General features: G+C 34.2%; 28 protein-coding genes and 5 pseudogenes. 19 read left to right on the top strand and 14 right to left on the bottom strand.

Translation table 11 applies throughout. From position 1 onward, the window contains the following. Positions 1-259: 259 nt before the first annotated feature. Complete coding sequence (locus tag ACQKP0_RS15645) at positions 260-1279, top strand: mechanosensitive ion channel family protein (protein ID WP_427406782.1); 1020 nt, start codon at positions 260-262, stop codon at positions 1277-1279. 159 nt (positions 1280-1438) lie between these two features. On the opposite strand, the gene ACQKP0_RS15640 is transcribed toward ACQKP0_RS15645, so the two are convergent. Beyond that, complete coding sequence (locus ACQKP0_RS15640; protein ID WP_427406781.1) at positions 1439-4042, bottom strand: heavy metal translocating P-type ATPase; 2604 nt, start codon at positions 4040-4042, stop codon at positions 1439-1441. A 12-nt stretch (positions 4043-4054) separates the two neighbouring features. Continuing rightward, positions 4055-4375: an ArsR/SmtB family transcription factor gene (locus tag ACQKP0_RS15635; protein ID WP_427406856.1), complete on the bottom strand. Its 321-nt coding sequence runs from the start codon at positions 4373-4375 to the stop codon at positions 4055-4057. A gap of 219 nt (positions 4376-4594) precedes the next feature. Between ACQKP0_RS15635 and ACQKP0_RS15630 the strand changes: the two genes are divergently transcribed. Continuing rightward, positions 4595-6268 carry a ribonuclease J gene (locus ACQKP0_RS15630; RefSeq protein ID WP_427406780.1) on the top strand — a complete coding sequence of 558 codons (1674 nt, stop codon included), beginning with the start codon at positions 4595-4597 and terminating at the stop codon, positions 6266-6268. Between the two features lie 552 nt (positions 6269-6820). Here ACQKP0_RS15630 and coaA read toward each other — a convergent pair. Both coaA and ACQKP0_RS15620 read right to left on the bottom strand, forming a co-directional pair. Next, on the bottom strand, positions 6821-7744 hold the full coding sequence (gene coaA / locus ACQKP0_RS15625; RefSeq protein WP_427406779.1) for a type I pantothenate kinase: 924 nt from the start codon (positions 7742-7744) through the stop codon (positions 6821-6823). Positions 7745-8131: 387 nt separating this feature from the next. Continuing rightward, the gene (locus ACQKP0_RS15620; protein WP_427406778.1) at positions 8132-9037 is read right to left on the bottom strand and encodes a LysR family transcriptional regulator; all 906 of its coding nucleotides are present in this window, start codon (positions 9035-9037) and stop codon (positions 8132-8134) included. Positions 9038-9126: 89 nt separating this feature from the next. Here ACQKP0_RS15620 and ACQKP0_RS15615 point away from each other — a divergent pair, with 89 nt between their 5' ends. From ACQKP0_RS15615 to ACQKP0_RS15605, 3 genes are all read left to right on the top strand, one after another. Further along, positions 9127-9717, top strand: coding sequence for a LysE family transporter (locus tag ACQKP0_RS15615; protein ID WP_427406777.1), 591 nt, complete (start codon positions 9127-9129; stop codon positions 9715-9717). Between the two features lie 18 nt (positions 9718-9735). Then, complete coding sequence (locus tag ACQKP0_RS15610) at positions 9736-10203, top strand: YbaK/EbsC family protein (protein WP_427406776.1); 468 nt, start codon at positions 9736-9738, stop codon at positions 10201-10203. Positions 10204-10869: 666 nt separating this feature from the next. Beyond that, entirely contained in the window at positions 10870-11289 is a 420-nt protein-coding gene (locus tag ACQKP0_RS15605; RefSeq protein ID WP_427406775.1) for an acyl-CoA thioesterase, read from the top strand. A 377-nt stretch (positions 11290-11666) separates the two neighbouring features. Here the strand turns inward: ACQKP0_RS15605 and ACQKP0_RS15600 are convergent, their stop codons facing one another. Next, positions 11667-12053 (bottom strand): hypothetical protein, encoded by a 387-nt coding sequence (locus ACQKP0_RS15600; protein ID WP_427406855.1) that lies wholly within the window; start codon positions 12051-12053, stop codon positions 11667-11669. A 185-nt stretch (positions 12054-12238) separates the two neighbouring features. On the opposite strand from ACQKP0_RS15600, the pseudogene ACQKP0_RS15595 reads away from it, so the two are divergent. From ACQKP0_RS15595 to ACQKP0_RS15575, 5 genes and pseudogenes are all read left to right on the top strand, one after another. Next, positions 12239-12679, top strand: a pseudogene (locus ACQKP0_RS15595) (DM13 domain-containing protein); the annotation flags it as partial. After that, on the top strand, positions 12671-12982 hold the full coding sequence (locus tag ACQKP0_RS15590; RefSeq protein ID WP_427406854.1) for a DM13 domain-containing protein: 312 nt from the start codon (positions 12671-12673) through the stop codon (positions 12980-12982). The pseudogene ACQKP0_RS15595 and the gene ACQKP0_RS15590, both read left to right, overlap by 9 nt. 29 nt (positions 12983-13011) lie before the next feature. After that, a complete protein-coding gene (locus tag ACQKP0_RS15585) occupies positions 13012-13464 on the top strand; it encodes a DoxX family membrane protein (RefSeq protein WP_427406774.1) in 453 nt (150 codons plus the stop codon). 100 nt (positions 13465-13564) lie between these two features. Continuing rightward, a complete protein-coding gene (locus ACQKP0_RS15580) occupies positions 13565-14257 on the top strand; it encodes a response regulator transcription factor (protein ID WP_427406773.1) in 693 nt (230 codons plus the stop codon). Beyond that, positions 14254-15300, top strand: a complete 1047-nt coding sequence (locus ACQKP0_RS15575) for a HAMP domain-containing sensor histidine kinase (protein WP_427406772.1) — start codon at positions 14254-14256, stop codon at positions 15298-15300. The genes ACQKP0_RS15580 and ACQKP0_RS15575 overlap by 4 nt, the downstream gene beginning before the upstream one ends. Positions 15301-15911: 611 nt before the next feature. On the opposite strand, the gene ACQKP0_RS15570 is transcribed toward ACQKP0_RS15575, so the two are convergent. From ACQKP0_RS15570 to ACQKP0_RS15550, 5 genes and pseudogenes are all read right to left on the bottom strand, one after another. Then, a complete protein-coding gene (locus ACQKP0_RS15570) occupies positions 15912-16541 on the bottom strand; it encodes a helix-turn-helix transcriptional regulator (protein WP_427406853.1) in 630 nt (209 codons plus the stop codon). A gap of 126 nt (positions 16542-16667) precedes the next feature. Further along, positions 16668-16763, bottom strand: a pseudogene (locus ACQKP0_RS15565) (HTH domain-containing protein); the annotation flags it as partial. Between the two features lie 214 nt (positions 16764-16977). Continuing rightward, positions 16978-17424 (bottom strand): cupin domain-containing protein, encoded by a 447-nt coding sequence (locus tag ACQKP0_RS15560; RefSeq protein ID WP_427406771.1) that lies wholly within the window; start codon positions 17422-17424, stop codon positions 16978-16980. Between the two features lie 220 nt (positions 17425-17644). After that, positions 17645-18226 carry a YdeI/OmpD-associated family protein gene (locus tag ACQKP0_RS15555; RefSeq protein ID WP_427406770.1) on the bottom strand — a complete coding sequence of 194 codons (582 nt, stop codon included), beginning with the start codon at positions 18224-18226 and terminating at the stop codon, positions 17645-17647. Positions 18227-18337: 111 nt separating this feature from the next. Beyond that, positions 18338-18475 (bottom strand): annotated as a pseudogene (locus ACQKP0_RS15550) (MBL fold metallo-hydrolase); the annotation flags it as partial. A gap of 267 nt (positions 18476-18742) precedes the next feature. Between ACQKP0_RS15550 and ACQKP0_RS15545 the strand changes: the two are divergent. Next, positions 18743-19378: a LysE family translocator gene (locus tag ACQKP0_RS15545; protein ID WP_427406769.1), complete on the top strand. Its 636-nt coding sequence runs from the start codon at positions 18743-18745 to the stop codon at positions 19376-19378. Between the two features lie 102 nt (positions 19379-19480). Here the strand turns inward: ACQKP0_RS15545 and ACQKP0_RS15540 are convergent, their stop codons facing one another. The 4 genes and pseudogenes from ACQKP0_RS15540 to ACQKP0_RS15525 all read right to left on the bottom strand — a co-directional run bounded on the left by ACQKP0_RS15540 (position 19481) and on the right by ACQKP0_RS15525 (position 22851). Then, positions 19481-19609, bottom strand: a complete 129-nt coding sequence (locus ACQKP0_RS15540; protein ID WP_427406768.1) for a hypothetical protein — start codon at positions 19607-19609, stop codon at positions 19481-19483. A gap of 100 nt (positions 19610-19709) precedes the next feature. Continuing rightward, positions 19710-20911, bottom strand: a pseudogene (locus ACQKP0_RS15535) (IS110 family transposase). 284 nt (positions 20912-21195) lie between these two features. Next, positions 21196-21768, bottom strand: a complete 573-nt coding sequence (plsY, locus tag ACQKP0_RS15530) for a glycerol-3-phosphate 1-O-acyltransferase PlsY (RefSeq protein WP_427406767.1) — start codon at positions 21766-21768, stop codon at positions 21196-21198. Between the two features lie 198 nt (positions 21769-21966). Next, a complete protein-coding gene (locus ACQKP0_RS15525; protein ID WP_427406766.1) occupies positions 21967-22851 on the bottom strand; it encodes a TIGR01777 family oxidoreductase in 885 nt (294 codons plus the stop codon). Positions 22852-23371: 520 nt separating this feature from the next. Here ACQKP0_RS15525 and ACQKP0_RS15520 point away from each other — a divergent pair. The 8 genes and pseudogenes from ACQKP0_RS15520 to ACQKP0_RS15485 form a co-directional block, all read left to right on the top strand. Continuing rightward, positions 23372-23752, top strand: coding sequence for a hypothetical protein (locus ACQKP0_RS15520; RefSeq protein ID WP_427406765.1), 381 nt, complete (start codon positions 23372-23374; stop codon positions 23750-23752). Between the two features lie 3 nt (positions 23753-23755). Further along, a complete protein-coding gene (locus ACQKP0_RS15515) occupies positions 23756-24019 on the top strand; it encodes a metal-sensitive transcriptional regulator (protein WP_427406764.1) in 264 nt (87 codons plus the stop codon). A 72-nt stretch (positions 24020-24091) separates the two neighbouring features. Beyond that, positions 24092-24319, top strand: coding sequence for a sulfurtransferase TusA family protein (locus ACQKP0_RS15510; protein WP_427406763.1), 228 nt, complete (start codon positions 24092-24094; stop codon positions 24317-24319). Between the two features lie 61 nt (positions 24320-24380). After that, the gene (locus ACQKP0_RS15505; protein WP_427406762.1) at positions 24381-24860 is read left to right on the top strand and encodes a DsrE/DsrF/DrsH-like family protein; all 480 of its coding nucleotides are present in this window, start codon (positions 24381-24383) and stop codon (positions 24858-24860) included. A gap of 42 nt (positions 24861-24902) precedes the next feature. Next, complete coding sequence (locus tag ACQKP0_RS15500; RefSeq protein ID WP_427406761.1) at positions 24903-25262, top strand: rhodanese-like domain-containing protein; 360 nt, start codon at positions 24903-24905, stop codon at positions 25260-25262. Between the two features lie 24 nt (positions 25263-25286). Beyond that, entirely contained in the window at positions 25287-25583 is a 297-nt protein-coding gene (locus ACQKP0_RS15495; protein ID WP_427406760.1) for a rhodanese-like domain-containing protein, read from the top strand. Between the two features lie 51 nt (positions 25584-25634). Beyond that, entirely contained in the window at positions 25635-26228 is a 594-nt protein-coding gene (locus ACQKP0_RS15490; RefSeq protein WP_427406759.1) for a sulfurtransferase TusA family protein, read from the top strand. After that, positions 26201-26293 (top strand): annotated as a pseudogene (locus ACQKP0_RS15485) (DsrE/DsrF/DrsH-like family protein); the annotation flags it as partial. The gene ACQKP0_RS15490 and the pseudogene ACQKP0_RS15485, both read left to right, overlap by 28 nt. Positions 26294-26303: the final 10 nt, after the last annotated feature.

Here is a 26303-nt window from a genome sequence, read left to right as displayed (position 1 = left end):
CTATTCATCAGAGGATTGCTTAAAGTGAAGAGGTTCATTTCTTCTATGAGTAATAGAGCCATTTTCAATTTAATGATTACTTTGCCATCCTTCAGTGTATTTTTTCATTGAGGATATTTCGAATAGTTAATCATTAAGGTGTCAAAAAAAGGATGGACTTTATACTCATCCTTCTATTTTATTTGTTTGCTAAAATATACATGGAGTTTACTCTTTAATCAACTAGACTGAAATTGCATAAAATAAAGAGGGGGAAAACATGGACATTCATACATTAAAGAATTGGATTCTTTCTTTTAATTATATGAGCTTAATCATTATTGCAGCTGTTGTAATTGGAATGTTAATATTGCGATGGATTCTTCTTACGACTCTCAAAAAGCTTCCCAAACATCATGTTGCGTTGAGAAGCATAGTAAATTGGTTTACTTTTTATGGAACCCTGGTCTTTTTGCTCCTATACTTTTCAAAAGCAAAATGGATGTTTGCTAAGATATTTAAATTCGGTAAAGTAGATGTAACGCTATTCATAATTATTGTGGCCATTTTAATTATTTCTTTAGCTAGTCGACTTTCAAAAATTTCTACTAATGTTTTATTGCCGGGTATATACAATCGATACCATTTAGATAAAGGTACGAGGTATACATTTGACCGAGTTGTGCATTATTCCATTATGATTATTGCAATTATTGTCAGCTTAACGACAGTGGGGATAAATCTAAGTGCACTAACTATGTTTGCTAGCATCATTAGTGTTGGAATTGGGTTTGGACTGCAAAACATTGCTTCCAACTTTATTTCTGGGGTTATTATCTTGTTTGAACGGCCAATAAAAGTCGGGGATCGTGTTCTTATCGATAACATTATTGGGGACGTTGAAAAAATTAATATGCGGGCGACTATCATTAAAACAGTTAACAATGAACATATTATTGTACCGAATTCATACTTTTTAGGAGAAAAGGTTGTTAACCGTTCGTTTAGTGATCCTAGACTGCGAATATCGATTCCCTTTAATGTTGATTTTGGAACCGATGCAGAAAAAGTAAGAGAGATGCTTATGGAGATTGCAAGAGAGGAAAGCTTGGTTTCACCAGCAGTTTTATTGGATCCGGAACCATTTGTGAATTTTGTCGGCTTTGGGGCTTCATCCCTTCAGTTTGAACTATCCGTCATGATATCTGATCCTAATCAGCTCGCGATAATAAAAAGTAATATAAACTTTAGAATAAATAAGCTATTTTTTGAAAATAAAATAGAAGTTCCGTGCAAGTAATAGAAGTTGATGAAGAAGTAGTAGTTGAAGGATTTCGATTGGAAACAGAAAAGTGTAGTGGATTTTGAAGGTTAGGGAACGCTTTGCCATCCATGGCAAGGCGTTTTCATTGTTACAAAACAAAAAGCCGTTCAGAACAGGCTGAACAGCTATTAGAATTTAGTTTTTAAATTTTAAAAGACGTAGTGCGTTTAAAATTACTATGATAGCGGCTCCTGTATCACTTAAAACGGCTAACCAAAGTGTGAGCCAACCTGGAAAGATGAGGCCTAATGCAACGAATTTCACTATTAATGAAAACCATATGTTTTGTTTAATAATAGCAAGTGCTTTTCTGCTTAACTTTATCGTGTATGGCAGTTTCTCTAGATTATCAGCCATCAAAACGATATCCGCAGTTTCCATTGCTGTATCGGTTCCAGCTCCACCCATAGCAATTCCTAAATCAGCTGTGGCGAGGGCAGGGGCATCGTTAATGCCATCCCCAACCATGGCTACTTTTTGTCCTTCGTGTTGTAATTGTTTAATTGCTTCCACTTTATCTTCTGGTAATAGTTCAGCAAAATAACGACTAACATTTGCTTCCTTAGAAATCATCTTAGCTGTACCTTCATTGTCACCGGTTAACATAGCAACTTGGCTAATGCCGACTTGTTTTAATCCGTCTAGGGCGTTTACAGTTGTTGTTCGGATGGTATCTGCAACAGAGATGACTCCTATTACTTCATCCTGTGTTCCGATGATCACAACTGTTTTCCCTTTGCTTTGCATCTCTTGAATGGCTGATTTTACTTTTCCAAAAGGGATGTTCTTTTCTTCGAAGAGCCTAGCATTCCCAGCGTAATATACGATGCCATCAATAGTTGCTTGAACACCTTTACCCACGATACTCCTAAACAATTTACCATTTTTAGGCTGTAAATTTTTTTCTTTAGCATATTCTACAATTGTTTGGGCAATCGGATGTGTTGAATAAACTTCTAGTGTTAAAGTGATGGATAATAGCTCGTTTTCAGATATACTTAGCGCCTTGACTTCTGATACCTTTGGCATTCCTTCTGTTAATGTACCAGTCTTATCAAAAGCAATTGCACTAATCGCTCCTGCTTTTTCTAAAAATGTACCACCTTTTATTAAGACACCATTCTTGGCAGCATTACCGATTGCAGAAACAATCGCAACAGGTGTCGATATCACCAATGCACATGGACAAGCAACTACTAATAATTCTAGCCCTTTATAAAACCAATCTCCCCATGCTCCAAACCCAATTAAAGGAGGGATGACCATGACAACTAATGCTAAAACAAACACTATCGGTGTATAAATACTTGCAAACTTATCGATAAACGCCTCGCTAGGAGCTTTCTGTTCTTGTGCTTCCTCAACTAGGTGAATAATTTTAGCAACGGTGGTATCTTCCACTAATCTCGTGACCTTTATTTCAAGCGAACCGTTTTCGTTGATTGTTCCTGCATAAACCGTATCTCCAACTTGTTTATCGACTGGAATAGATTCTCCGGTAATCGGAGCTTGATTAATACTAGATTCCCCATTTACAATTTCACCGTCTAATGGGATTTTATCTCCTGGTTTTACGATTAAAATTTCCCCAACAGAAACTTCTTCCACCGGCTTTTTCATTAACTGTGTGCCTACTTTAATCCAAGCCTCTGATGGAGCTAAATTCATAAGGTTACGAATGGAACTTCTCGTTTTCTCAATGGACATATTTTGAAGAGTGGTTCCTAGAGCAAACAACCAAACTACCGTTGAACCTTCTAACCATTGACCAATTACGGCGGCGCCAATAGCGGCAGCTGACATGAGCACATTCATATCTAAGGATCGACTTTTAATAGAAAAATAGGCGCTTTTTACCGGCTTATAGCCACTAATAATCAAGGCTATTGCGTACATACATATTGGAATAAGCGAAGAAATGCCAGTAAAAGAACTAATATATCCTAATGCAATGAGTATCCCCGAACCTATAATAATTCCATATCCTTCTTTGTTCTTTTTTTCTTCGACTAGTTTACGATCTTTCGAGATCAAAGACGCTTTATAACCGATCTTGGAAACTTCTGAAATAATTTCTTCCACACTGTTTACGTGTTCCACTTTCATTTTCCCTGTTGAAAAATTCACCCTTACTTGTTGAACGGCAGGGATTGTATTTAAGTGGTTTTCGATACTTTTCGCACAACTACCACAATCCATTCCCTCCACCGTATAGGATCGGACATTTTTATTTTGTTTCAGTGGTTCAACACGATAACCCAGCATTTCAACCACATTTTCTATTTGTTCAGAAGAAAGGGTATCTTTACTAACTACTTGTAGTTTAGCTGTATTATAGTTTACCTTTACTTCTTCTATATTTTCTAGTTTGCTTAATCCTTTTTCTATGGACATGGCACAAGATGGGCAATCCATCCCGAATATACGATATGTGAGCTTGTCGTCAGTCGCAGAAGTAAGATAACTTTGATTTTCCTCCAGACCTGTGTTATTGCAACATGATGAAGAATTTGTTTCTTTCTCATCAACTTTGCTACTGCAGCATGAATCTTTCTTTTCTGCTACTGCACCGCCGCTGCAACAAGAGGATTTCTCTTCTGACGCTACTCCGCTACTACAACACGAGTCTTTTTTTTCTACTATTACTTCTTTGTTGTCATTGTTACCATTACAACAGATAGTTTTTTCTTTCACGCTAATGTCCCCTGATTCATTAGAACCGCAACATGAGTCTGCCATTTCTTTCACCTTCTAAACGATATGATTTTTACAACAAGTAACGTCATTTTCCACTTCTTCTAGAACGACATCAAACATCGTTAACAAATCACGAACTTGTTGATTTCTTAAACTATAGTAAATATATTTTCCTTCCTGTCTTCCAACGATTAACCCACAGCCTTTTAGACATGCTAGGTGCTGGGAGATATTTGATTGGTTACCATTTAAATCATGGACAATCTGAGATACCGTTTTTTCTTCTTGTTTAATACATTCCAGAATTTGAATTCTTATTTTATGCGCAAACCCTTGTAAAAACTTTACTTTTGTATCTAAATCAATTTCTTTAATCACTGTATTCCCTCCATCATATTAGAAATCACTAATATGTTTTATACTATCATATTACTTCTTTCTAATATGTGTGTCAAAAAATTAATTAGTGAAAAAGAGCAGTTAATTTTTGATATAAATGTACAATGTGTAGAATGCCTAAATCCATTCATTCCACTGATAAACGATAAAACAATGGACATACTAAGTTTATATTTATAGTGGGAGGATATTAAGGTGAGTACAAATGAGAATATCTTATCTATTTTCGCCTTAGGTGGCTTAAATGAAATCGGGAAAAATATGTATGCAATTGAATATGCTAACGATATCGTGATTGTCGATTGTGGCAACAAGTTTCCAGATGAAAGTTTATTAGGAATTGATTTGATTATTCCAGATATCACTTACTTAATAGAAAATAAAGATAGGGTAAAGGCTTTAATTGTCACACATGGTCATGAAGATCATATCGGAGGGATTCCGTTCTTTTTGAAAAAAATAAATGTCCCCGTTTATGCTACACGCTTCACACTAGGATTAATTGAAATCAAATTAAAAGAACATAAATTTTTAAGAGAAAGCAATCTTATTGAAATCAACGCAAATTCAAAATTAACATTCGGAAAAATATGTGTAGGCTTTTTCAAAGTGACTCATAGTATTCCTGATTGCTTGGGTATCGTCTTTCACACACCAGAGGGGAATATTGTACATACCGGGGACTTTAAGTTTGATTTAACTCCTGAGAAAAGGGATGAGCGTTCGGATATTCATAAAATGGCTGAAATCGGTAATGAAGGGGTTTTACTTCTATTGTCCGAGAGTACAAATGCCGAACGTATCGGCTTGACCCCATCCGAAAAAATGATAGCTGATCACGTAGAAGCAGCTTTCATGAAAGCGGAACGAAAGATTATTATTTCTACCTTTGCTTCCAATATTAGCCGTGTGCAACAGGTCGTGAATGCTGCACAAAAAACAAATCGAAAACTTGCGTTGCTTGGAAGAAGTATGGTGAATGTAGTAGGGGTTGCTATAGAACGAGGTTACTTAACAGTTCCTGATGGAATGTTAATAGACCAAAATGAAATAAATGAACTGCCTCCTGAAAAGGTAACTATTTTATGTACGGGGAGCCAAGGAGAACCATTGGCTGCACTTGCCCGCTTGTCGACTGGAAACTTTCGCGGTGTCGAAGTTTTACCAAAAGATACGGTTATTCTTGCAGCAGGTCCAATACCTGGGAATGAAAGAAGTATAACAAGTATTGTAGACAATTTTTATGCCATTGGAGCCAAGGTGATTTATGGATCAGGAAGTTCATCCGGCATGCATGTTTCCGGTCATGGTTATCAAGAAGATTTAAAACTAATGCTTACTTTAATGAAACCAAAATATTTTATTCCGATTCACGGTGAACTTAGAATGCTGCACCATCATCGTTTATTAGCTGAATCCGTTGGAGTAGAGCAAGGAAACACGTTTATTATCAATAATGGCGATGTTGTCGATATTGAACATGGAATTGCGCGCCAGACCCGCCATTTTCCTGTTGGGAACACTTACATAGACGGTGGAAATGTTGGGAATGTAGGGGAATTTGTTTTACGAGATCGTAAACAGTTTTCAGAGGATGGAATGCTCATCATTGTTTTAGCGATAAGCAAAGCAGAAGGAAAGCTGCTTGGTGAACCGGAAACAATATCCCGCGGATTTACGGACGGTGATTTCTCAGATATCCGAAAAAATATTAATCAACTTACTACAAAAACGGTTAATGGGCTACAAGAGGAGAATCGAAACGAACGGAAGGTAATGAAAAGAGAAATAAAAAAATCAATCCAGCAACATATGTTTAATGAAATGAAGAAAAATCCAATGGTTGTTCCTATAATTATTGAAATTTAAAGGGGAATTGAAGTGCTTTTTTCCCGACAATCGGTATCAATTAAAATTAGCGCTTTAGGAAGCGAAAAAAGGATGAATATTATAAAAAAGAATAAAGTGTTTTAAGGAGAATGAGGGATGTTTGATTACACAATTGAAACCCACTATACCATGGACGAAGCAGTTAAGAGAATTGAAGAAAGTTTAAAGGAACTTAAAATTGTTGGTGATATAACAAATTAATTCTCATACAAAAAAACTCCGAAATTGCACGGTGTTTTTTATGTAATTTATTATTAATCTTGTTTAACCAAAGCACCATTTACTTTAAGTACACTATTTCACAAACTTACTTTTAAAATGACTTTGTTAAATACGTTTTGATTTATAGGGAAAATACACAATAGTCTTCAACTGAAATAGAAACAAGCCTAATAGCATAATTTAATTTCTTTCATTTTTGGGTCATTAACTAACACTCCACATGTAAAAATCACTTTTTTCTGCATTAATGATGCACTTGGGAATCTTTTAATGATTTATAATACGGACGTACTTTTTTCTTCCTACTGCCTAGAACTTTCTTAAATATACCTTTTTAATTCTATGGTCGTGCCCCTTTCTAATTACAATATTAGCCCTTCGCCTCGTAGGTAATATATTTTCTTTTAAGTTTTTTGCATTAATGTCTATCCAAATTTCAGTAGCTCTTTTGATAGCTTCATCCTGAGACAAATTCTTATACTGATGAAAATAAGATTCTCTATTCAAAAAAGCTGTCTTTTGTAGTAAAAGGAACCTTTCAATATACCATTTCCTTATATTGCTCTCATCGGAGTCAATATAGATTGAAAAGTCAAAAAAGTCACTGACAAATACATGATGTGAATTGTTGACTTGAAGAACATTAATACCTTCTACTATTAGAATATCTGGATTACTAATAACCTCTACATTATTGGTCAGTATGTCATAAGTTAGGTGGCAATAAACTGGAGCTTCGACTTTGTCTTCTCCTGATTTCACTCTGACCATAAAATCAATCAATTTTTGGGTATCGTAGCTTTCGGGAAATCCTTTTCTACTCATCAGTCCCTTTTTCTCTAAAGTATCTTTAGGATATAAAAAACCATCTGTTGTAACTAGTTCTACTCTTTTATGGTTTCCCCACTTCGATAAAAGTGTTTGAAGAACTCTGGCTGTAGTGCTCTTTCCAACAGCTACACTACCTGCAATTCCAATAATAAATGGGATTTTTTTAGCCTTATAGTCTAAAAATGAGTTGGTTACTCCCTGAAATTGTCGTGAAGCTTTCACTTTTAAATTAATTAAACGTGCCAAAGGCAAATAAATCTCTTCAACTTCTTGAAGAGAAATTATATCGTTTGTTCCTTTTATACTCTCTAATTCATCTTCTGATAGTAACAAAGGAGTTTTATTTCGCAAAGCTGCCCATTTTTCTCTATTGAATTCTATATAGTTTGTAAAAGTACTCATAAATTATCCTACCTTGCATTAGATGTAAGTTAATTTTAACAAATTGCTACTAGTTAGCCATTAACATAAGAAAGAGACTTCTTGCTGCCCGATTATGGAAGATTGATGTCTAAATATTCTTCGTGATAAACACCCCTTAACGAGGGTATAGTATGGTTGGTTGGAATAGTGAGTTTATATTCTTTGAACTAATAAATGATTTTAAAATTGGTTTGTTTTTAAGAAATCCTTTTGGTTCTATAACAGGTTTATAAATTTCTTCGATTAAAAAATGCCCAACTATTCTATTTGAAAATTCTTCATAGAAATATATTTTTTAGATCAAGTAGAAAAAAGTTTCTCAGATTGTATAACAGGATTATTATTGGAAAATTTATAGCCTATAGATTAGCTTGTATGACTCAGGCACTCTTTTGATAATCTAATGAATAATTCCATTGCCGGTGTAATCCATTTGTTCTTATGATAGACGCAAACTGCTGTAATGTTTCTATCAAAAAGCCCTGTTTTGAGTTCTTGTAAGGTTCCATTTTCCAATTCATTTTCTACTGCAAAGCGAGGGAGAAACGCAACCCCTAAATTACTATTAACACTTTGTTTTATTGTTTCGATACTACCTAACTCCATAATTCCTTCAAGCCTAATATCTTTTTCTTTTAAGTAATTATCAAACATTTCTTGATAAATACTTTCCCGATCATTTGTAATCAAACAGACTGAACTTCTTTGACCTTCAGTTATAAAATCACAAAATTTATTTTCTAATGATGGACTGGCGATTAGCGATAAAGGAAAATCTGCTAATTGTTCAATTACCATAGATGCCCCATATCCCCCTACATCATAATGGACACCAATATCAGCACCACCATTTACTACTTGATCACGGATTGTATAACAGTTTAGCGCTTGTAGTGAAAGTTTCACTCCAGGGGCTTGCTCTCGAAAAGCCTTTAAGACAGGTTGCATTTGATTAGTCAACAATGTCTCTGGCATTGCAACCTTCAAATTCCCTTTAAGTTCCTTTGTTCTCTTACCATAATTTTCTAACTGTTCAACTGATTGCAGTATGGTTTCAACAAAAGGCAGAATATCTTCTCCAGCTTGTGTTATAACCATTTTCCTACCTATTTTTTCAAATAACTTGACAGATAATTTCTGCTCTAACTGCTGCATTTGAAAAGTAACTGTCGATTGAGTGTAGTTTAATTTTCGGGCAGCACCGAGAAAACTGCCAGTTTCTAATATTGTTTTGAGTGTTTGAAGATATTTAAGTTCCATTACACCATTCATTCACTTTCATTGAATTTTGAATTTGAATAATTCAATTTGATTGATATATCCTTTAATGATATTTTAAGAGAAAGGGAGGTGGATTTCAAGTGAGTTATGGTGTTTGGCTATCCTTTTTTTCTTACACTATAGTAACAGCCCTTTCGCCGGGACCAAACAATATTTTAGCACTCAATTCTACTGGAAACCTCGGACTAAAACAAAGTAGGAAATTGTTGTTTGGTATCTATACAGGATTTTTAGGCGTTATGGCCGTGTGTGGTGTTTTTAGCACCGTTTTGGTAGCGATGTTGCCAAACATATTGATCTATATGAAATATCTTGGTGTTGCCTATATTGTTTGGTTGGCATATCACGTCGTAATCAGCAAGCCTTTGGAAGTAACGGAAAATGAAAATTCTCCATCGTTTTGGAAAGGCTTTATACTTCAATTTGTGAATGTGAAAATTATATTATGGGGCATTACTGTCTTTACCAGTTTTGTACTGACAAATTATCATTCTTCCATCTCAATTTTAGGGTTCATACTCTTGTTATCTCTAATAGGAAATGGAGCCACTTATATTTGGGCAGTTACGGGTTCCGCTTTTAGTGACTTATTAAAGAAGTATTTTCGTGTTTCCAATATAGTCATGGCGGCGTTACTTTTATATAGTGCCGTAAAACTAATTTTTTCATAAAATACAAGGAGAATAACTATGACATTTAAAATTGTTAAACAATATTTTGAAGATCGTAACTTAGAAAATCGTATTAAAACTTTTGGTGACTCGTGTGCAACTGTAGAAGAAGCAGCAAAAACAATCGGGGTAATCCCAGCAAAAATTGCCAAAACTTTAACTCTGCGGAAAGACGATAGTTGTATGATGCTTGTTATGGCTGGCAATGCTGGGATTGATAACAAAAAATTCCGACATTACTTCGGGATGAAAGCCCGTATGCTTACAGCCGATGAGGTAACACTTATGACGGGACAAACTGTTGGTGGTGTATGTCCATTTGCGATTCCTGATAATATTCCTGTTTATATTGATAGTTCGATAAAACAGTATGAGACTTTGTTTCCTGCTTGTGGTAGCCCATATCATGTTGTAGAGCTTTCCCCAGATGAGGTTTTTCAGTATGGGAATGCATTAGAATGGGTCGATGTTTGCAAGGAGTTGTAACTCTCATTCACTATCCAAATTTGGGTAAACCGTTGCTTTGGCGCATTTGTAATTGTCGAATTAAAAAAAGGTAATAGTTGAAGAGGAGAATGGTGACTTTACAGGTTGGAGATGTCATTACTTTTGAAGGACATTCATGATAGAAGATAAATTATTTACTAAAGTTTCAGGAATGAAGGGGATCATCACATTAACCCAGATGAAAAAGAAAGGTTAATTATTCAGGGATTGATAATCACAACATGGCCACGAAAGTTGTAGGCGATTATAATGTTCTGACCCGTAAGATGATACTTAATTTTTTAGTTCAGACTTTAGGACAGGTATCATTGGCTGCTTTATATTGGAATCAATTCAAGCTTATACTACTGTTGTGAAGAATAAACGTTTTCCTAAAAAGAAACATTTTTTTTCGATGATGGAAGAGGAACTGAGAGAACTTTATACGAGTTTAGCAATTAATGTAATTACAAATTGCTAAAAGGCAGGATTCATATAAAATTCATTCAGGAGAATTATGACGTTGTGCTCCGGTTGACACACTTTCCTTTTTATTTCTCGATGATTATCTAGGTAGGAGCAGCAATTTTTAGACTTTTACTTTCCTGAACTTCATAAGAAAAAAAGAAATGGAAACACAAATATTTACTTAAAGGAGACTATAAAATGTTCAATACTGAAATGATTGTACGTTTCAAGGAATGTGATTCTTTGGGGCATGTAAATAACGCTACTTATTTAACATATTTTGAAGAAGCTAGAAGTGAGATTTTTCAAATATTTAATCCTAATTTAAGCATAAGCTCGTGGAATCTAATTGTTGCTTCTACCCAATGTGACTACATTCGTGAGATGGTTTATGCCCAAAATTTCACCGTGTACACTTGGATTAGCAGGATTGGACAATCTAGTTTTGATGTTGAACATGCCATTAAGGACGAGCATCAAAATTGGGTTGCGCGTGGAAAGGTCGTATTAGCCGGCTTTGATTTTAAACATAGAAAGACAGTTCCACTAACAAAGGAAATTCAAAATAGACTTCTAAAACATAATGAGGGTCCTTTAGACGCCCCTACACTTAGATAAAAGTTAATTTAATATCGTTTTCGTTGAATATAATTCATCAGGCATTCTAATCCACTTGAATTATTTAAACCCTTTTCACAATTTCAGCAATCGAGCGTGTTTCTTGATATTCGGCTCACAAAATAAAATGCCACATTAACAAACGTCCCGGGCTTTTTACTCACGTAGTCTTAACAATGCCCTTTTACTAATTAGAAAAACCGCAAGCCAGTGGAATTTGATTTGCACCCCAAAAGTTAGACCAAAAACTTTAACTTTTGGGGTGTTTTATATGGTCAAATATGATGAAGGATTTAGGCCACCCTTTTTAGTCATAAATATCCCCTCCAAGTAGTAGTGTATTATTCCGCATCATTTGCGGACTTTTTTAATACTGTCTACTTAAAGGGGAAGTATCTCCAGCACAGCCTACAGTACCAAATCTCTTCTAAATGAGTTAGAAAGATCTTACAGAACTGTACTTCATCGCAATGTACCATTTCAGTAGAAAGTAAAGTCGGATCTCGCCAACCTCTACCTCTACCGCCATCGACAATGACTTGGCGAGCAGTGCTGTTTTCCTTAATAAAAATCGTCAATGGTTTTGATACAGGCATTACACCAAAGCGAATAATCACATTTGGTTTAAGGGCCTTTTTAGTATTCTCATTTCTCAAAAAGCTATCATATGTATCAATTATAAGGCTTCCATTGTGAATTCCCCTCCTCAGCTGGGAAAGTGGATCGGCCACGATTGGAAAGTTCAATTTATTTGCAAGTTGAATAACAACCTCCAGGAAACTAAGCTTCTCTAATCGTGCCAGATTTTTCTTAATACGAAATACGAGATAATTAAGACTTACTTAAGAAATAAATAATTATGGGATTAACTCTATTTGTTATATTGATAACCGTAATAATTAAAAATAACAAATTAGGAGTGATTTAATTGAAGAAAAATTTTTTAGGCATGTTATTACTCATTTTAACAATGGCTTTTGCTTTAGCAGCTTGTGGGAATACAAATGATAAAAATGAGATGACAAAGAGCAATGTGACAACTAAGCAAGAGAATTCATCCATGACTAAGACTACAAGTAATTCAAAGAATGACTCAACATCTACTCTTTCAGGTAGTTTTATGGGAAAAAACGGAAAAATAGTTTCAGGAACAGCCACCATCAGTAATGGAAAATTAATGTTATCAAACTTTAAAACAGAAAAAGGTCCAGATCTACATGTATATTTAACAAAAGACGGTGATATTGCCTCCGGTAAATCAATTGCAAAAATTGATTTAGAAAATACTGATCAAACTTTCTCATTAAATGGTATCGATACAACAAAGTACAATACTGTGGTCATTTATTGTAACAAAGCTCAAGTTACTTTCGGTCAAGCAATGATCATGAATCCAGATATGTCTGTAACTGGGATGTTTATGGGGGAAAACGGAAAAATGGTCTCAGGAACAGCCACCATCAGTAATGGAAAATTAATGTTATCAAACTTTAAAACAGAAAAAGGTCCAGATCTACATGTATATTTAACAAAAGACGGTGATATTGCCTCCGGTAAATCAATTGCAAAAATTGATTTAGAAAATACTGATCAAACTTTCTCATTAAATGGCATCGATACAACAGGTTACAATAAAATAGTCATCTATTGCAATAAAGCCCATGTAATATTTGGTTCTGCTAAATTAATGTAAAATTTGATTTTTATGCGAGGAAATGTAAATTGATCAAATTATTTAAGTATCTCTTTTCACTGATTAGAATAGGACTTGGAGTTAGTTGGTTACAACAAGGTGTTTTTAAATTACAAGCTCATTTTACTATGTCTGGACTCTCAGAAGCTGTAGCAAATAATAATGTAACACCTGATTGGTTTAAATTCTTTATGGTGCATTTTGTAGAACGAAACATGAGTCTTTTTAATCTATTGATTCCCTGGGGTGAAACATTAGTTGGTCTAGGCTTAATTTTAGGGATATTAACACTTCCTGCTATTTTATGTGCCATCTTTATGAATCTTAACTACTGGCTATCTAATATGATTTATATTTATCCAGTTCAGCTATCTATAGCGGTCATCTTATTGTTAGGAAATAAATACACTTCCTATTTCAGCGTAACAAGGTTATATTTTTATTTAGTTAATAAAAATAAAGTGCATAATAGTATTAAATGATTTTCCCCATCAGAGTGAAATAGAACTATTTTTTCAATAGCTCTGTTTCACTCCTTTTCAACTGAAAGGATAGTATGTTGGATTAACAGAGGTGAACCTATTGAAAAAAACAATTCTTATTGTGGACGACGAGCCTACCATTTTAGATGTATCAAAGCGTTATCTTGAAAAAGAGAATTTCACAGTGTTAATCGCATCAAATGGTGCTGAAGCATTTGACATTTGTCAACAGTATCAAATTCACCTAATTGTAACAGATATTATGATGCCTGAACTCGATGGGTATGATTTTATTTTAAAAATTCTAGACTCAGATCAAGATATTCCGTTCTTATTTATCAGTGCAAAAACACAGGAGAAAGACCGTTTATATTCTTTAACACTTGGTGCTGAAGATTATATTACCAAGCCCTTCAGCCCAAGAGAATTAGTCTTGAGAGTCAAAAATATTTTACGCCGAATCAATAAGAGCAGCAATTCTATCATTAATAGAGGTTCATTACAAATCGATTATGAAAAACGGGTAGCTACTCTATTTGAAAACACATTGGATTTGACCCTTAAAGAATTCGATCTTTTATGGATATTAGCAATTGAACAGGAAAGAGTCTATTCTAAATCAGAGCTTTTTGGAAAAGTGTGGGGCTCTGATTACTATGAAGATGCCAATACATTGAATGTTCATATTCATCATTTGCGGGAAAAGCTTGAAAAAGCATCAGATGGCAAACCATACCCCATTATTAAAACTATTTGGGGGCTGGGGTATAAACTAGAGGTGGGTGGAACTTGAAATTACGTACTATCATTATGTTGTCCTACGGATTAGCTTTAATGTTAGTTATTTTTATCGTGTTTTTTAGTGTGAAATATATGGTATTGAAATCAAATATCGCTTATATAGTAACTTTCATAATGATTGTCGCGTGCATCCTTTCTTTTATTGTAAGTTACTTACTATTTTTACCTACTTTTCATTCCATCAGAAAATTAAGCAGTCATAGCAAAAAACTAGCTACAGGTCAATTTGAACAAATAACAGATATTCATTCATCCAAAGAATTAGCTGAACTTGCTAAAGATTTTAATTATATGACTGAGCAATTAGAAAAATCATTCAAACAAATAAAGAAATCTGAAAATGAAAAAAACACGATGGTTTCACAATTATCACATGATATTAAAACACCCATTACCTCCATTCGTTCACAAATTGAGGCTATTATGGATCATTTAGTCAGTGATAGCGATATGCCCACATACCTAGAATCTATTCACACTCAAGTAATGCGCTTAAATCGATTAACGGATGAATTATTTGATTTTACTATTACACAAGAAAACCAAAAGATAAAACCTGCCCGAAATAAAATATGGATTGACCAAATATTGGTAGAAGTATTAAATAGTTTTCAAGTGCAATTCAAAAATGAGAATAGAGATATTTTGATTGAATTAGACGATAAAATTTCTTTTATTTATTCAGACGAAGAAGGTATCAATCGTATTTTATATAATTTAATAGGAAATGCTTTGAAATATTCGCCTCCAGGAACACCGATAAAAATTACCGGAAATATAGATAATAATCGGCTTCACATTTCTATTCAAGACTTTGGAATAGGTATTCCGGAAGAAGAACAAAGCAATATATATGAACGCCTGTACCGCGTAGAAAAATCACGTAATCCTAAATACGGTGGTACAGGTCTAGGGCTTTATATTTCTCAAGAAGTCGCAAAAAAACTCAGAGGGGCTATTTTTGTTAATAGTGAAGTGGGAAAAGGAAGTACATTTACACTTAGTTTGCCTTTATTGTTAGAAGAAGCCCGTTAAGAAATATATTTATTAGGGATTGGTAGAAAATAAAAACCGGCAGTTTATATAAACCAAGGGAAATTACTTGGTCTATCTCGTGTTTTCAATATATATTTTGAAGTAAAGTTAAGAAGAAAAACTTCTTTTTTAAGCAGAACGGAAAACTATGGTTTGAAGTTGTAGATGAAACGTTTACTGAAGAAGAAATGAAAGAAACTATTCAGGCAAACTTGCGTGAATCTCTAGAACTAAGTTGGATGTTAAAAAAATTATAAAAATATTAATTATGTCGCTCTTCGAGGATAAAACGGTACAACTTTATTTTAAATCCATATCTTTAGTTTTACTTTTAAGTGGAATTAAACAAAAAGCTCGGGCGTTTAGAATCCCCTACTAATCAGAATCACTCTTCTAATGTTCAACTACAACTATGTATGACATTAAAACCCTGACATGAAGTTGTCAGGGTTTTAATGTCTGTTTAAGATTTTTCGTAAACTTTCATAGTGATTCCTTGCTTTCTTTTGGTGTAAAATAGTTCATACGTTAAAATTTCAAGTCAATTATACACTCGAAATTTACTCACTTAATTTATTAATTTCTTATTCAAAGCACATTGCGTTAAGGTTTCAGTCCAAGTTCAAAGACGCTTTAATGTGTCGCTCTTTAAGCTCATTTCGAAGTACAGCAGGCTTTAATACCGTTATATTTTCTCCAAAAGACAATAAGAGTCGATAAGTCCACTCGTCCAAAAACCAATCAGTTGAAACTCTCACTGTATCTGTTTCTTCACGAAATACGCACCTATGATCAAACATGTCATACACTAAATGGGCTACCTTTAAAGGAAATAACAATTCGATATGTGTTTTCAAGTCATTATTTATTTCATTGTCAGCCTGTGTTGTGCTGTGATAAGAATGATTATTTATCGAATTCTCAAATAATGATTTGAACTCTAAAATTCGAGACATTCTAAACCATCGATAGTCTTCTTGTAGTTGACAATAGGCGTAAAGATACCATTCCCTTGTTTTGAAAACTACTTTTATTGGCTCTACAGTTCGAATCTTCACTTCTCCTTGCATATTAATATAAGATATTTCAAGCAAAGATGATGTGCGAATGCAATCTCTCAAAACAGCGACCATGTCATTTTGTCGATGATTAGGAATCCAAGATGAGAAGTCAATTTCAAGCCAATCATCTTTAGTTGCAGCTTGCTTATTAAAAATTTGTGAAAACTTTGTCCTGATCATCTCAATATTCGTACCAGGAATACTGCGCAAACTTTGCAGAAAACTCATTATTTCATGTTGCTCATCGTTTGAAAACATTGTTTTATCAATAAAGAAACCATCCATAAGATGGATACCGCCGTGTTTTCCGGTAGTTGCATATATCGGGATTCCTGCCTGAGCAAGCACTTCAACATCTCGATAAATTGTCCTGACAGAAACCTCTAATTTTTTTGCAAGTTCGGTGGACGAAACTTTTCAATCTTCAGATAGCAATACAAGTAAATTGAATAATCGACTTGACTTCATGAGATCACCTCAAGTCCATTATACATGGGCAATCAAACCCTGACAATTTAATGTCAGGGTTTGATTCAGTTCATCGAGGCTATTCCATTGATTCTGACTGAGACTGGTGGAATGATCTGCACATTAGATGTTTTTCAAAAAACTAACATTATTGCTTATTAGGATCATCCATAATAATGGAGGTCTGGCTGCTCAATACCATCATTTTCCCCGTATCTGGATGTCGGGAAATTTCCACTTCACTTATGGTGCTAAAATCTACATACACAAGCTTCTCGTTTGAAGTGTTCTTCACCACATGAGAGCCACCTTCGCCTGCTGGGAAAGAGATTGCATCTCCCGCTTTAATTTTTTTCTCTCCGTTAATTGTGCGAACAACACCTTCGCCACTAAGCACAACAAATACTTCCTCATTGATTTCATGATAATGGTATGCATAAGCTTGATTGCCAGGCTCAAGCTCCACAAAGGACACTTTACACTTTGATAGCAGACCTTCATCTGAAACTGGTTTTACTGTTAAATTTATTTCCCCACCCCAGTTAATTTGTTGTCCAGGAATTTCATCAATGTTTTTAATCTGTGTTTTTTTCATTTTATTTACTCCTTAAAAATTTTTTATTTTAACTCCCAAGTATTGCGCCGATAATGGCAACAAATTTTCATCTAGTTAAATCAAGAATACTTTTTAGTTTGTTTAGACTATAGTCATAGCAGGATAAATCATTGACGAGTATTCAAATTTTTACCTCCTTTCAATTTAGATTTTTAAAAAATTTACATGATCAGACACGTCAAAATTCATTCTGGAAAAATCAATTTTCTAACAACCGCCCGCTATCATTCCAAGCACCATACATTTTACCTTGTTGAGTATTTTCAATTAATTTGTTTAGACGTTGTTCAAAGACTTCCTCCTGTTTTTTTCCCTTTTTTAGACAAGACTGAATGGTGTCCACACGAACTCTCCTGTATAGTTCGGGAAATTCAAGAAATTTTTCATAAACACCTGGATTACTTTTTAAAGCTTGCATTACACGAGGGTGTATTTTGAATGAACTTTCCGACATGTCTGGCAGGCACTTCCGCCCCTCATCAGTCATTAAACCCAATCTTTCCAATCGTCGAACTCTTTCCTTGTTTAATTCAGTCCAACTACTATTTTTTCTCCTTGGAGTAAAACGTCCAGCAAGTATGCCATCAGGAGTTTTTTTCCCTGAGTTATCTATCCACCCAAAACAAAGTGCTTCTTCGACAGCATCTAAACCTAATATTAAGTTTGGTTTTGGAGAAATGGAGAGGGGTATCCAGCAACTTGTTTCTTTTGTAGAATTATCAGTTAGCCATTCTCTTAATTCTTGACGAGTTGAAATATTTAGAAGATTTTCTATTTCCATTAATTTACCCTCACTCTTTTTGTTTAACTAACCTTAGTATGACACTTAAACCCTGACAACAAGCTGTCAGGGTTTAGAAATTAAATTATTTAATTTTTCGATTCAGTTTCGATACCATAAAATCATGTCATGTTCAGATTTTGTTTCTGCGTCCCCAGTAAAAATGAATGATTTTTTTCCATAAACAACTCTTAAAACCGCACTCCAATCGTTTGTATCATTTACACTATAAGTCTTAACTGGTGCCACACTGATTTGTAGCTTTAAAATAAAGATTGATAAAAAACTACATTCAATCCATATACAACAAATAGAAAACCGTTATTTCGAAAAAAGATTGATCAAAATGACGGTTTTCATTAAGTTTTACCATTTCTTCTTTAACTAAAGCCCCCGAAAATTTAAGTGCATTTTTTCACAATTTTGGGATAGCTAGAGAAAAAACTTCTATTTTCATAGATGATGCTGTATTATCAATAAGGGCACCCTAAAAATAGAAAGAGGTGCTTAATTAATATGTACGGAATAATTCATTATGAAGTATTTTTATTAACAGGAATTTTGTTGAATTTAATTCCTGGTGCAGATACGATGTATATCGTTGGGAGAAGTATGTCACAAGGCAGAAAAGCTGGTGTATATTCTGTTTTGGGTATTATTACTGGTTCTTTGACTCACACGTTGTTCGTTGCGTTTGGTTTATCAATGATACTTGTTAAATCTGTATTCTTATTTAATACCATTAAGATTATAGGTGTTATGTATTTAGTGTATTTAGGGATTCGCATGTTACTTGATAAGTCCAATTCAGCGTTTCAGGCAGCGGCGGCATCCGACAAACTAAATATACGGAAACTATACGTGCAAGGACTTTTGACGAGTCTTACAAATCCAAAAGTATCTTTGTTTTTTATTGCGTTTCTTCCACAATTCATAGAAACAAAGGCTTCAGGACCCATACCATTTCTCATCTTGGGACTGACCTTTACAACCACTGGGTTGTTATGGTGTTTATTTGTGGCTTATTTTTCTTCTTATGTTACAAAAAAACTTAGAGGAAACCAAAAAATAGGAATGATTTTAAACAAAATTACAGGAATAATTTTTATCGGCATGGGGATTAAACTACTGCAAACAAAAGCCCCTAACTAAACTTTAATTAATCTATGAATGCCCCCTAGGAATATTCAAGTTTAAGTCGATTCATATATAGAAAGAAGCCCTTCAGAGGTACCTCAGAAGGGCTTCTTCTCTTTACCATAATAGGGATTCGCTAACCATCTTATTCGACAAACCTGCCCCTTTTATCGAATAAGAAAAAGCCACCAAATTGGTAGCTGGCTCTTTAACTAAACCAGCTAATAGGATGTCAATATTTTTCATTAAAAAACAAAAAAATAGATGCTATACTAAAAATGCTCATGCCAAATAACCTTCCTCATTAGAATTGGAAGGTTCTTCATTACTTACTAAATTGTATATTTTAAGCTAAATCTAGGAAAGTTTCTTTACTTTTTAATAATGCAAAAATCCAATGAACTAGTTTGTTTGTACAAGCAATCATTGCTACTTTAAAGGGTTTTCCTTCTTCTCGCTTTTTATCATAAAACGCTTTTAGCTTTTTATTTCGAGAGCCTCTAATCCCACAGAGAACAGCCATATATAAGGCATGACGCAATCTGCTTGATCCTCTCTTGGTAATCCGATTTATCGTCGCTGTAAATTTACCTGATGAATGTACACTTGGATCAAGCCCAGAGAAAGCAACCAGTTTTTAGGGTGATTAAACCTATCAATCTCTCCAATTTCGGAAATAATCGTTGCCGCGATTTTCTCTCCGATACCAGGGATTGTTTGGATAATCTTATATTCTTCTATTTCTCCTGCAAGGGCATCAATTTGCTCATCTAATCGTGCTAGATGCTCTTGATACTGGAGAAGCATACGAATATACATATCAAGACTTATCAAATGACTTTGATACAATGTGCTTTTAAATGGATTTCGGTTCGCTGCTTCAAGGAGCTTCTTTGCTCTATCCCTAGCCCACCGTTCTGAACGACTCAAACATAAGCAAGAAATCTTTTCAGTTAATCTATTTTCCCCAGCCTGTAACACAGATTCTGACGTACTAAATTCCAACAGTAAATTTAAAGACACTTTAGAATACGTATCCCCAAAAACCCCTTTGTATTCAGGAAATACCTGATCAAGAATCGCATGGAACTGTAATTTGGCTTGAACATATAGACCAGTAATTGTTTCATGCTGTCTTGTAAGATTACGAAGGTTTAATAGTTGAATTCCCCTTTTCTTATATGGCTCAAAATCTTCTTTGTAAAACAGTTCACACAAACGAAAAGCATCAATTTCATCCGTCTTTACTTTTCGTAAACTTGATTTTTTTGCGTTATAAGAAAGTAACGGATTAACCAAAATGTACAAGTAATTCTGCTCATCTAAAAATTGAATTACAGGTGTGTGGTAATGCCCAGTTGATTCTAATATTACTGTTGGCTCAACCTTTGTCTTCTCCTCCACCTCCTCCAAAAAGTGAAGTAAATTTGTTAATTGCTCAGTAGTGTGCGATACAGTAAAACTTTTTCTATATGGTTTTCCTTTATCTAAAAATGCTTGGACCTGACTTTCACCTTTTGAAACATCCAGACCAACTACTGGATTCATTTTTTATCTCTTCCTTTCACAAATTACTCACCAGTAACCCCTATTCCATCTTGAAGTATCATAGCTTCGCTTGTTATACGAGATCTGCGTCCCAACCAGCCTCAAACATGTTTCTACAAGTAGGGGGCGGACAGTTTAGTTGACGGGATCATGTCCCACGCACCCGTACGTCCTACCCTGGCTACTGATATAATAGAATCTATTAAAAAAAGGTCAACCAGTAAAAACTGGTTAACCTTATAATACGATTGCTACCCGTTAGCTTAACATTATACTCAATATTTTTAAACTATTTTGCTCTCTGTTCCATTTAGAATTCTCTTTATATTTTGTCGATGAAGAATGATTATTGATACGCTTATTAGTAGAGAAAGTGCTATGATAACTTTATCTTCAAATATTAGACTGTAAATAAATAATGCTATACCAGCCAACATTGAACTTAGTGATACATACTTAGTAAATAACAAAGTTAGTACAAACACAACAAAACCAACCAAAACACCTAAAGGTGTCAAAAATAAAAAAACTCCAGTTGCTGTCGCAACAGCTTTTCCACCTTTAAAATTAGCAAATACAGAAAATATGTGTCCTAATATGGCTAATAAACCACAAACAATAGGATTAATCGTAGAACTAAGTATTAGTGGAAGTAAACAAGCAAGTGTACCTTTTAATATATCAGCAATTGCAACAATTACTCCTGCTTTTATGCCTAAAACTCTATAAGCATTAGTTGCACCAAGATTTCCACTACCATAATCACGAATATCTTTCTTATAAAACATTTTACCGACTATTAAAGCAAATGAAATTGAGCCTATTAAATAACTTAAAATCAGAGTTAAAATGTTCAAAGTAGTATTATCTCCTCACATAGTTTGTTATTTTAAGTATTTCTATTTGTTGTATATTTTTTCCTGCAATCCTTCTTGCGTTAAACTGCCCCGATAGTTCAATAAGAAAAGCCGCCGAAATGGCAGCTAGATCTTAAACTCTTGCACCCTTTACTTTAAGAGTAACCTTTCACAATCTTTATTCATAGAACATTACATTTACTTTAAAATGTCTTGCAAGGTCTTATCAAGTGTTTTATAGGTAAACGTGTAACCTTCACGTTCTAATCGGTCTGGAAGAACCCACCGACTTTTTAATACCAATTCTGTTTCTGTTCTAATTAGTAGCGATCCAATCTCCAACAACCATTTGGGCGAAGGTAAACCGAATGGAACATCCATCGTTTTTCTTAGTACTTTCATTAATTCACGATTACTAACAGGTTGTGGTGAAGAGCAATTAAAAACTCCACTTAGCTCTTCTTTATCTTTCAAAAAAAGAACGATTTTAAACAAATCTTCGATATATATCCAACTAAACTTTTGGTTTCCCTTTCCCTGAATACCTCCAAGTCCAAACTTCACTAAATTTCTATAAGGTATTATTACTCCGCCGTCCTTACCTAATACAATAGCTATGCGTAAGGCGATTTGCCTTGTTTTTGGTAAGTCAAAGGAAAAGAAGGCTTTCTCCCAGTTTGTTGCAACATTAACCGAGAATCCTGAACCAATCTCTCCTTTTTCTTCTGTCATCGGACGATCTTCAGCGTGTCGATAAATGGTTGCCGTGCTGGAATTCATCCAAATCTCAGGTGGATTATTACATGCCTGTATAGACTCTCCAAGTAATGTGGTTGTCCTTATCCTTGAATTCATAATTTCATTTTTATTTGCTTCATTGTATCGACAATTTACAGATTTCCCTGCAAGATTGATAAGAAGTTCAGTATCTTCTAATGCCTCTATAATGCCCAATTTATCTTCCCAAGAAATATGTTGCTTTTGCCGTGATATGATATTTACCTCATATCCTAATTCCTTAAATTTATTCTTAAAATATTCACCGATAAAGCCTGTTCCTCCTGCTAAAACTACTTTCTTCATATAAAAACTCCAATCTATTTTTTAAATCGGTTTCTTATTTTGGGTGGTAGCAGCATACTAACCTCCTTAATCATTATTCATTACAGTCTTTATTTCTAGATAGTTTAGAATAGTTCCTTCTCCAACCTGCTTCGTTATTTTAAGTACATTTTTTCACAAATACCATAACAGAACTGAAATGAAATGGAGCATAAAAGTCTTATTAATTATTACCAATACAGAATGTTCTGTAACACATCTTTTTAGGTGTGATTTAGCATACCAAAAGTTTGCTAATCTTATTAGAAATCCCTTGATAACAACAAAAAGAAGGACAACCAAATCGTTGTGAGTTGATGTCCCTTTTCTAATGATAATTGATATTTTGTACTCGAAAACAGAACCCGCTACGTTTACAGCGGTCCATTCTTAGCAAATAAGTTTTAAAAAAATTTTTGTTTATTTTAGTTGACATCATACCTATAGGGGTATATTATAAAGCTTGTCAGTAATTTTCCTTGTCTTAAAGGCGGTATTGTAAATGATCTTTTTAATTATTATTGCAGCAATCTTAGTAGTTCTGTTATCTCTAACGTATAAAAGATATTACCCAGTCTGTGATGTAGATTCTGTTTTAATTGATCACGTTTGTGATAAGATAAATGTGATAGATATTAGAGATTACAATATATCATATAATAATCCAATCGATGGCTCAATTAATATACCTGTAGCTTATTTAAAAAGATTTATTAATGAAATACCTAATAATGACGTTCATATAGTAGTATCTAATCTACTTGAAAGAAATGTAGGAGTTCGTTTATTACGTCAATTTGAATTTAACGTTATGGGGTATACCATTTTAGATCCAAAAGAAAAAAATAAAAATATTGAAAGTCTTTGTTGTAAAGGAGGGTAATCCATGTATTACGATGATCAAATGAAAAATCGTGTAAAACGTATAGAAGGACAATTAAGAGGAATTCTTCGGATGATGGAAGAAAACAAGGATTGTAAAGAAGTGATAACACAACTTTCAGCAACGAGAACGGCTATTGATCGTACGATTGGGGTTGTTGTTAGCTCCAATTTAGTGGAATGTGTGCAAAAAGCTAATGAAACAGGAGAAAGAAGTACGGAGGAATTAGTAAAAGAGGCTGTTAACCTACTTGTTAAAAGTAGATAAAAAATAGGTTGACATCCTATTTTATTTTCATTAAGATAATACCCGTAGGGGTAATTTGTAGGAGGTATAAAAATGAATTCAGATAAAATTTTAGATGCAAAAGGATTAGCATGTCCAATGCCAATCGTTAAAACAAAAAAAGCAATCAATGAACTGGAGTCAGGTCAAATTTTAGAAGTTCATACAACAGATAAAGGTGCAAAAAATGATTTAAGTGCTTGGGCTAAATCAGGCGGCCATGAATTATTACATTTTGAAGAAGAAAATAATGTATTAAAGTTTTGGATTAAAAAGGATTAAATTTTTTTAGATATCATAATACCTATACAGGTATGGGTTATTACAATACAGGAGGTTTCCAATGGGAGATACGAAAAAAACAACAATCGTTTTATTTAGTGGTGATTATGATAAGGCTATGGCAGCGTATATTATTGCAAATGGTGCAGCTGCTTATGATCATGAAGTAACAATTTTCCATACATTTTGGGGTCTAAATGCGTTACGCCAAGAGACAAATATTCCATTAAAAAAAGGATTTATGGAAAAGATGTTTGGGAAAATGATGCCTAGAGGGGCAGACAAAATGGGACTTTCTAAAATGAACTTTGCAGGTTTTGGTCCTAAAATGATTAAAGGGGTAATTAAAAAGCACAATGCGATGACATTGCCACAGCTTATTGAAATGGCACAGGAACAAGATGTTAAATTAGTCGCTTGTACAATGACAATGGATCTTCTTGGACTTCAAAAGGAAGAGCTATTAGATAACATTGAATATGCAGGTGTTGCAGCTTATTTAGCAGATGCGCAGGATGGTAATGTTAACTTATTCATTTAATAAAAGGAAGAATACGATTTCCTTCTGATGGAGGTTTTACAATTGGATTATATAAAATATATTATTTTTGCCCTTATTATTCTCTTTTTCATCACGCGTATGCTCCCAACTAAAGGTGTAAGAAACATAACATCTGCACAACTAAAAAATGAATTAAGTGATAAGAATAAACAATTTGTGGATGTTCGAACACCTGGTGAGTTTAAGGGTAACCATATTAGACAATTTAAGAATATCCCTCTACATCAGTTAGAGCAAAAAGTAAGTCAGCTCTCTAAAGATAAAGAGGTTGTGGTTATCTGCCAGAGCGGGATGAGAAGTAATAAGGCATGTAAGGTGTTAAAAAAACAAGGATTTAAACAAGTTACCAATGTAAAAGGCGGCATGAGTGCTTGGTCTTAATCATTTATTTAGGAGGAATATAAAATGAAAGAAATCACACCAAAAGAAGTAGAAACATTCATTCAAGAAGGTAAAAAGGTAAACCTCATTGATGTTCGTGAAGTGGATGAAGTAGAAGCTGGGAAAATTCCAGGAGCTGTTAACATTCCTTTAGGAACAATTGAATCTCGTATAAATGAATTAGATAAGTCAGCTGAATATATTATGGTATGCCGTTCAGGCGGCAGAAGTGGCCGGGCAACGGAGATTTTAGAAAGTGAAGGATTTAATGTTATGAATATGAGTGGTGGAATGCTTGCTTGGGAAGGCGAAGTGGAATAATTTTTTTGATTTCATATATACCCTATTAGGTATAAAAATAGGAGGTTCATCATGGAAAGCATAAAAGCAAATGTAATTTTAGACGCAAAAGGATTAGCATGTCCAATGCCGATTGTGAAAACAAAGAAGGCAATGAATACCCTTGAGGAAGGTCAAGTAATCGAAGTTCAAGCTACAGATAAAGGTTCCAGAGCCGATATTCAAGCATGGGCTCAGAGTACAGGTCACCAATATTTAGGAACGATAGAAGACGGTGATGTCTTAAAGCATTACTTACGAAAATCCTCGAGTGAAGAAGTAAACGAGAAAAACCACCCTAACGTGATTAGTAATGAGGATCTTGAAGTGAAGATTAATGCAAATGAAGATATTGTGTTACTCGATGTTAGAGAATCTGCAGAATATGCATTTAATCATATTCCAAATGCAATTTCGATTCCTTTAGGTGAATTAGAAGAGAGAATGGATCAATTAAATAAGGAAGATGAGATTTACGTTATATGCCGCACTGGTAATCGTAGTGATCTTGCAGCACAAAAATTATCTAAAAAAGGATTTACTAATGTTGTCAATGTAGTTCCGGGCATGAGTCAATGGTCTGGAAAAACGAGCAATATCAAAAAGAAGATTTTATTGATGGAATAGAAGTAGGCGGAGCTGTAACATTTTTAGAGTTTGCTAAAGATGCAGATGTAGCATTGACATTTTAGGAAAAACATC

It is taken from the genome of Heyndrickxia sp. NPDC080065 (genome assembly GCF_050281185.1).
Lineage (GTDB): Bacteria > Bacillota > Bacilli > Bacillales > Bacillaceae_C > Heyndrickxia.
Note: the sequence above shows the minus strand (reverse complement) of the source record. Positions and strands in the feature narration are given on the sequence as shown.

Coding starts and splice junctions, on each gene's coding strand:
- coaA (WP_427406779.1), bottom strand. CDS start 7,744: ATGAGTACTTTTACAAACTATATAGAATTCAATAGAGAAAAATGGGCA.
- ACQKP0_RS15505 (WP_427406762.1), top strand. CDS start 24,381: ATGGGAGATACGAAAAAAACAACAATCGTTTTATTTAGTGGTGATTAT.
- ACQKP0_RS15590 (WP_427406854.1), top strand. CDS start 12,671: ATGATCATGAATCCAGATATGTCTGTAACTGGGATGTTTATGGGGGAA.
- ACQKP0_RS15545 (WP_427406769.1), top strand. CDS start 18,743: ATGTACGGAATAATTCATTATGAAGTATTTTTATTAACAGGAATTTTG.
- ACQKP0_RS15525 (WP_427406766.1), bottom strand. CDS start 22,851: ATGAAGAAAGTAGTTTTAGCAGGAGGAACAGGCTTTATCGGTGAATAT.
- ACQKP0_RS15515 (WP_427406764.1), top strand. CDS start 23,756: ATGTATTACGATGATCAAATGAAAAATCGTGTAAAACGTATAGAAGGA.
- ACQKP0_RS15640 (WP_427406781.1), bottom strand. CDS start 4,042: ATGGCAGACTCATGTTGCGGTTCTAATGAATCAGGGGACATTAGCGTG.
- ACQKP0_RS15540 (WP_427406768.1), bottom strand. CDS start 19,609: ATGAAAAATATTGACATCCTATTAGCTGGTTTAGTTAAAGAGCCAGCT.
- ACQKP0_RS15645 (WP_427406782.1), top strand. CDS start 260: ATGGACATTCATACATTAAAGAATTGGATTCTTTCTTTTAATTATATG.
- ACQKP0_RS15490 (WP_427406759.1), top strand. CDS start 25,635: ATGGAAAGCATAAAAGCAAATGTAATTTTAGACGCAAAAGGATTAGCA.
- ACQKP0_RS15605 (WP_427406775.1), top strand. CDS start 10,870: ATGTTCAATACTGAAATGATTGTACGTTTCAAGGAATGTGATTCTTTG.
- ACQKP0_RS15495 (WP_427406760.1), top strand. CDS start 25,287: ATGAAAGAAATCACACCAAAAGAAGTAGAAACATTCATTCAAGAAGGT.
- ACQKP0_RS15510 (WP_427406763.1), top strand. CDS start 24,092: ATGAATTCAGATAAAATTTTAGATGCAAAAGGATTAGCATGTCCAATG.
- ACQKP0_RS15520 (WP_427406765.1), top strand. CDS start 23,372: ATGATCTTTTTAATTATTATTGCAGCAATCTTAGTAGTTCTGTTATCT.
- ACQKP0_RS15610 (WP_427406776.1), top strand. CDS start 9,736: ATGACATTTAAAATTGTTAAACAATATTTTGAAGATCGTAACTTAGAA.
- ACQKP0_RS15555 (WP_427406770.1), bottom strand. CDS start 18,226: ATGGAAATAGAAAATCTTCTAAATATTTCAACTCGTCAAGAATTAAGA.
- ACQKP0_RS15620 (WP_427406778.1), bottom strand. CDS start 9,037: ATGAATGGTGTAATGGAACTTAAATATCTTCAAACACTCAAAACAATA.
- ACQKP0_RS15560 (WP_427406771.1), bottom strand. CDS start 17,424: ATGAAAAAAACACAGATTAAAAACATTGATGAAATTCCTGGACAACAA.
- ACQKP0_RS15570 (WP_427406853.1), bottom strand. CDS start 16,541: ATGATCAGGACAAAGTTTTCACAAATTTTTAATAAGCAAGCTGCAACT.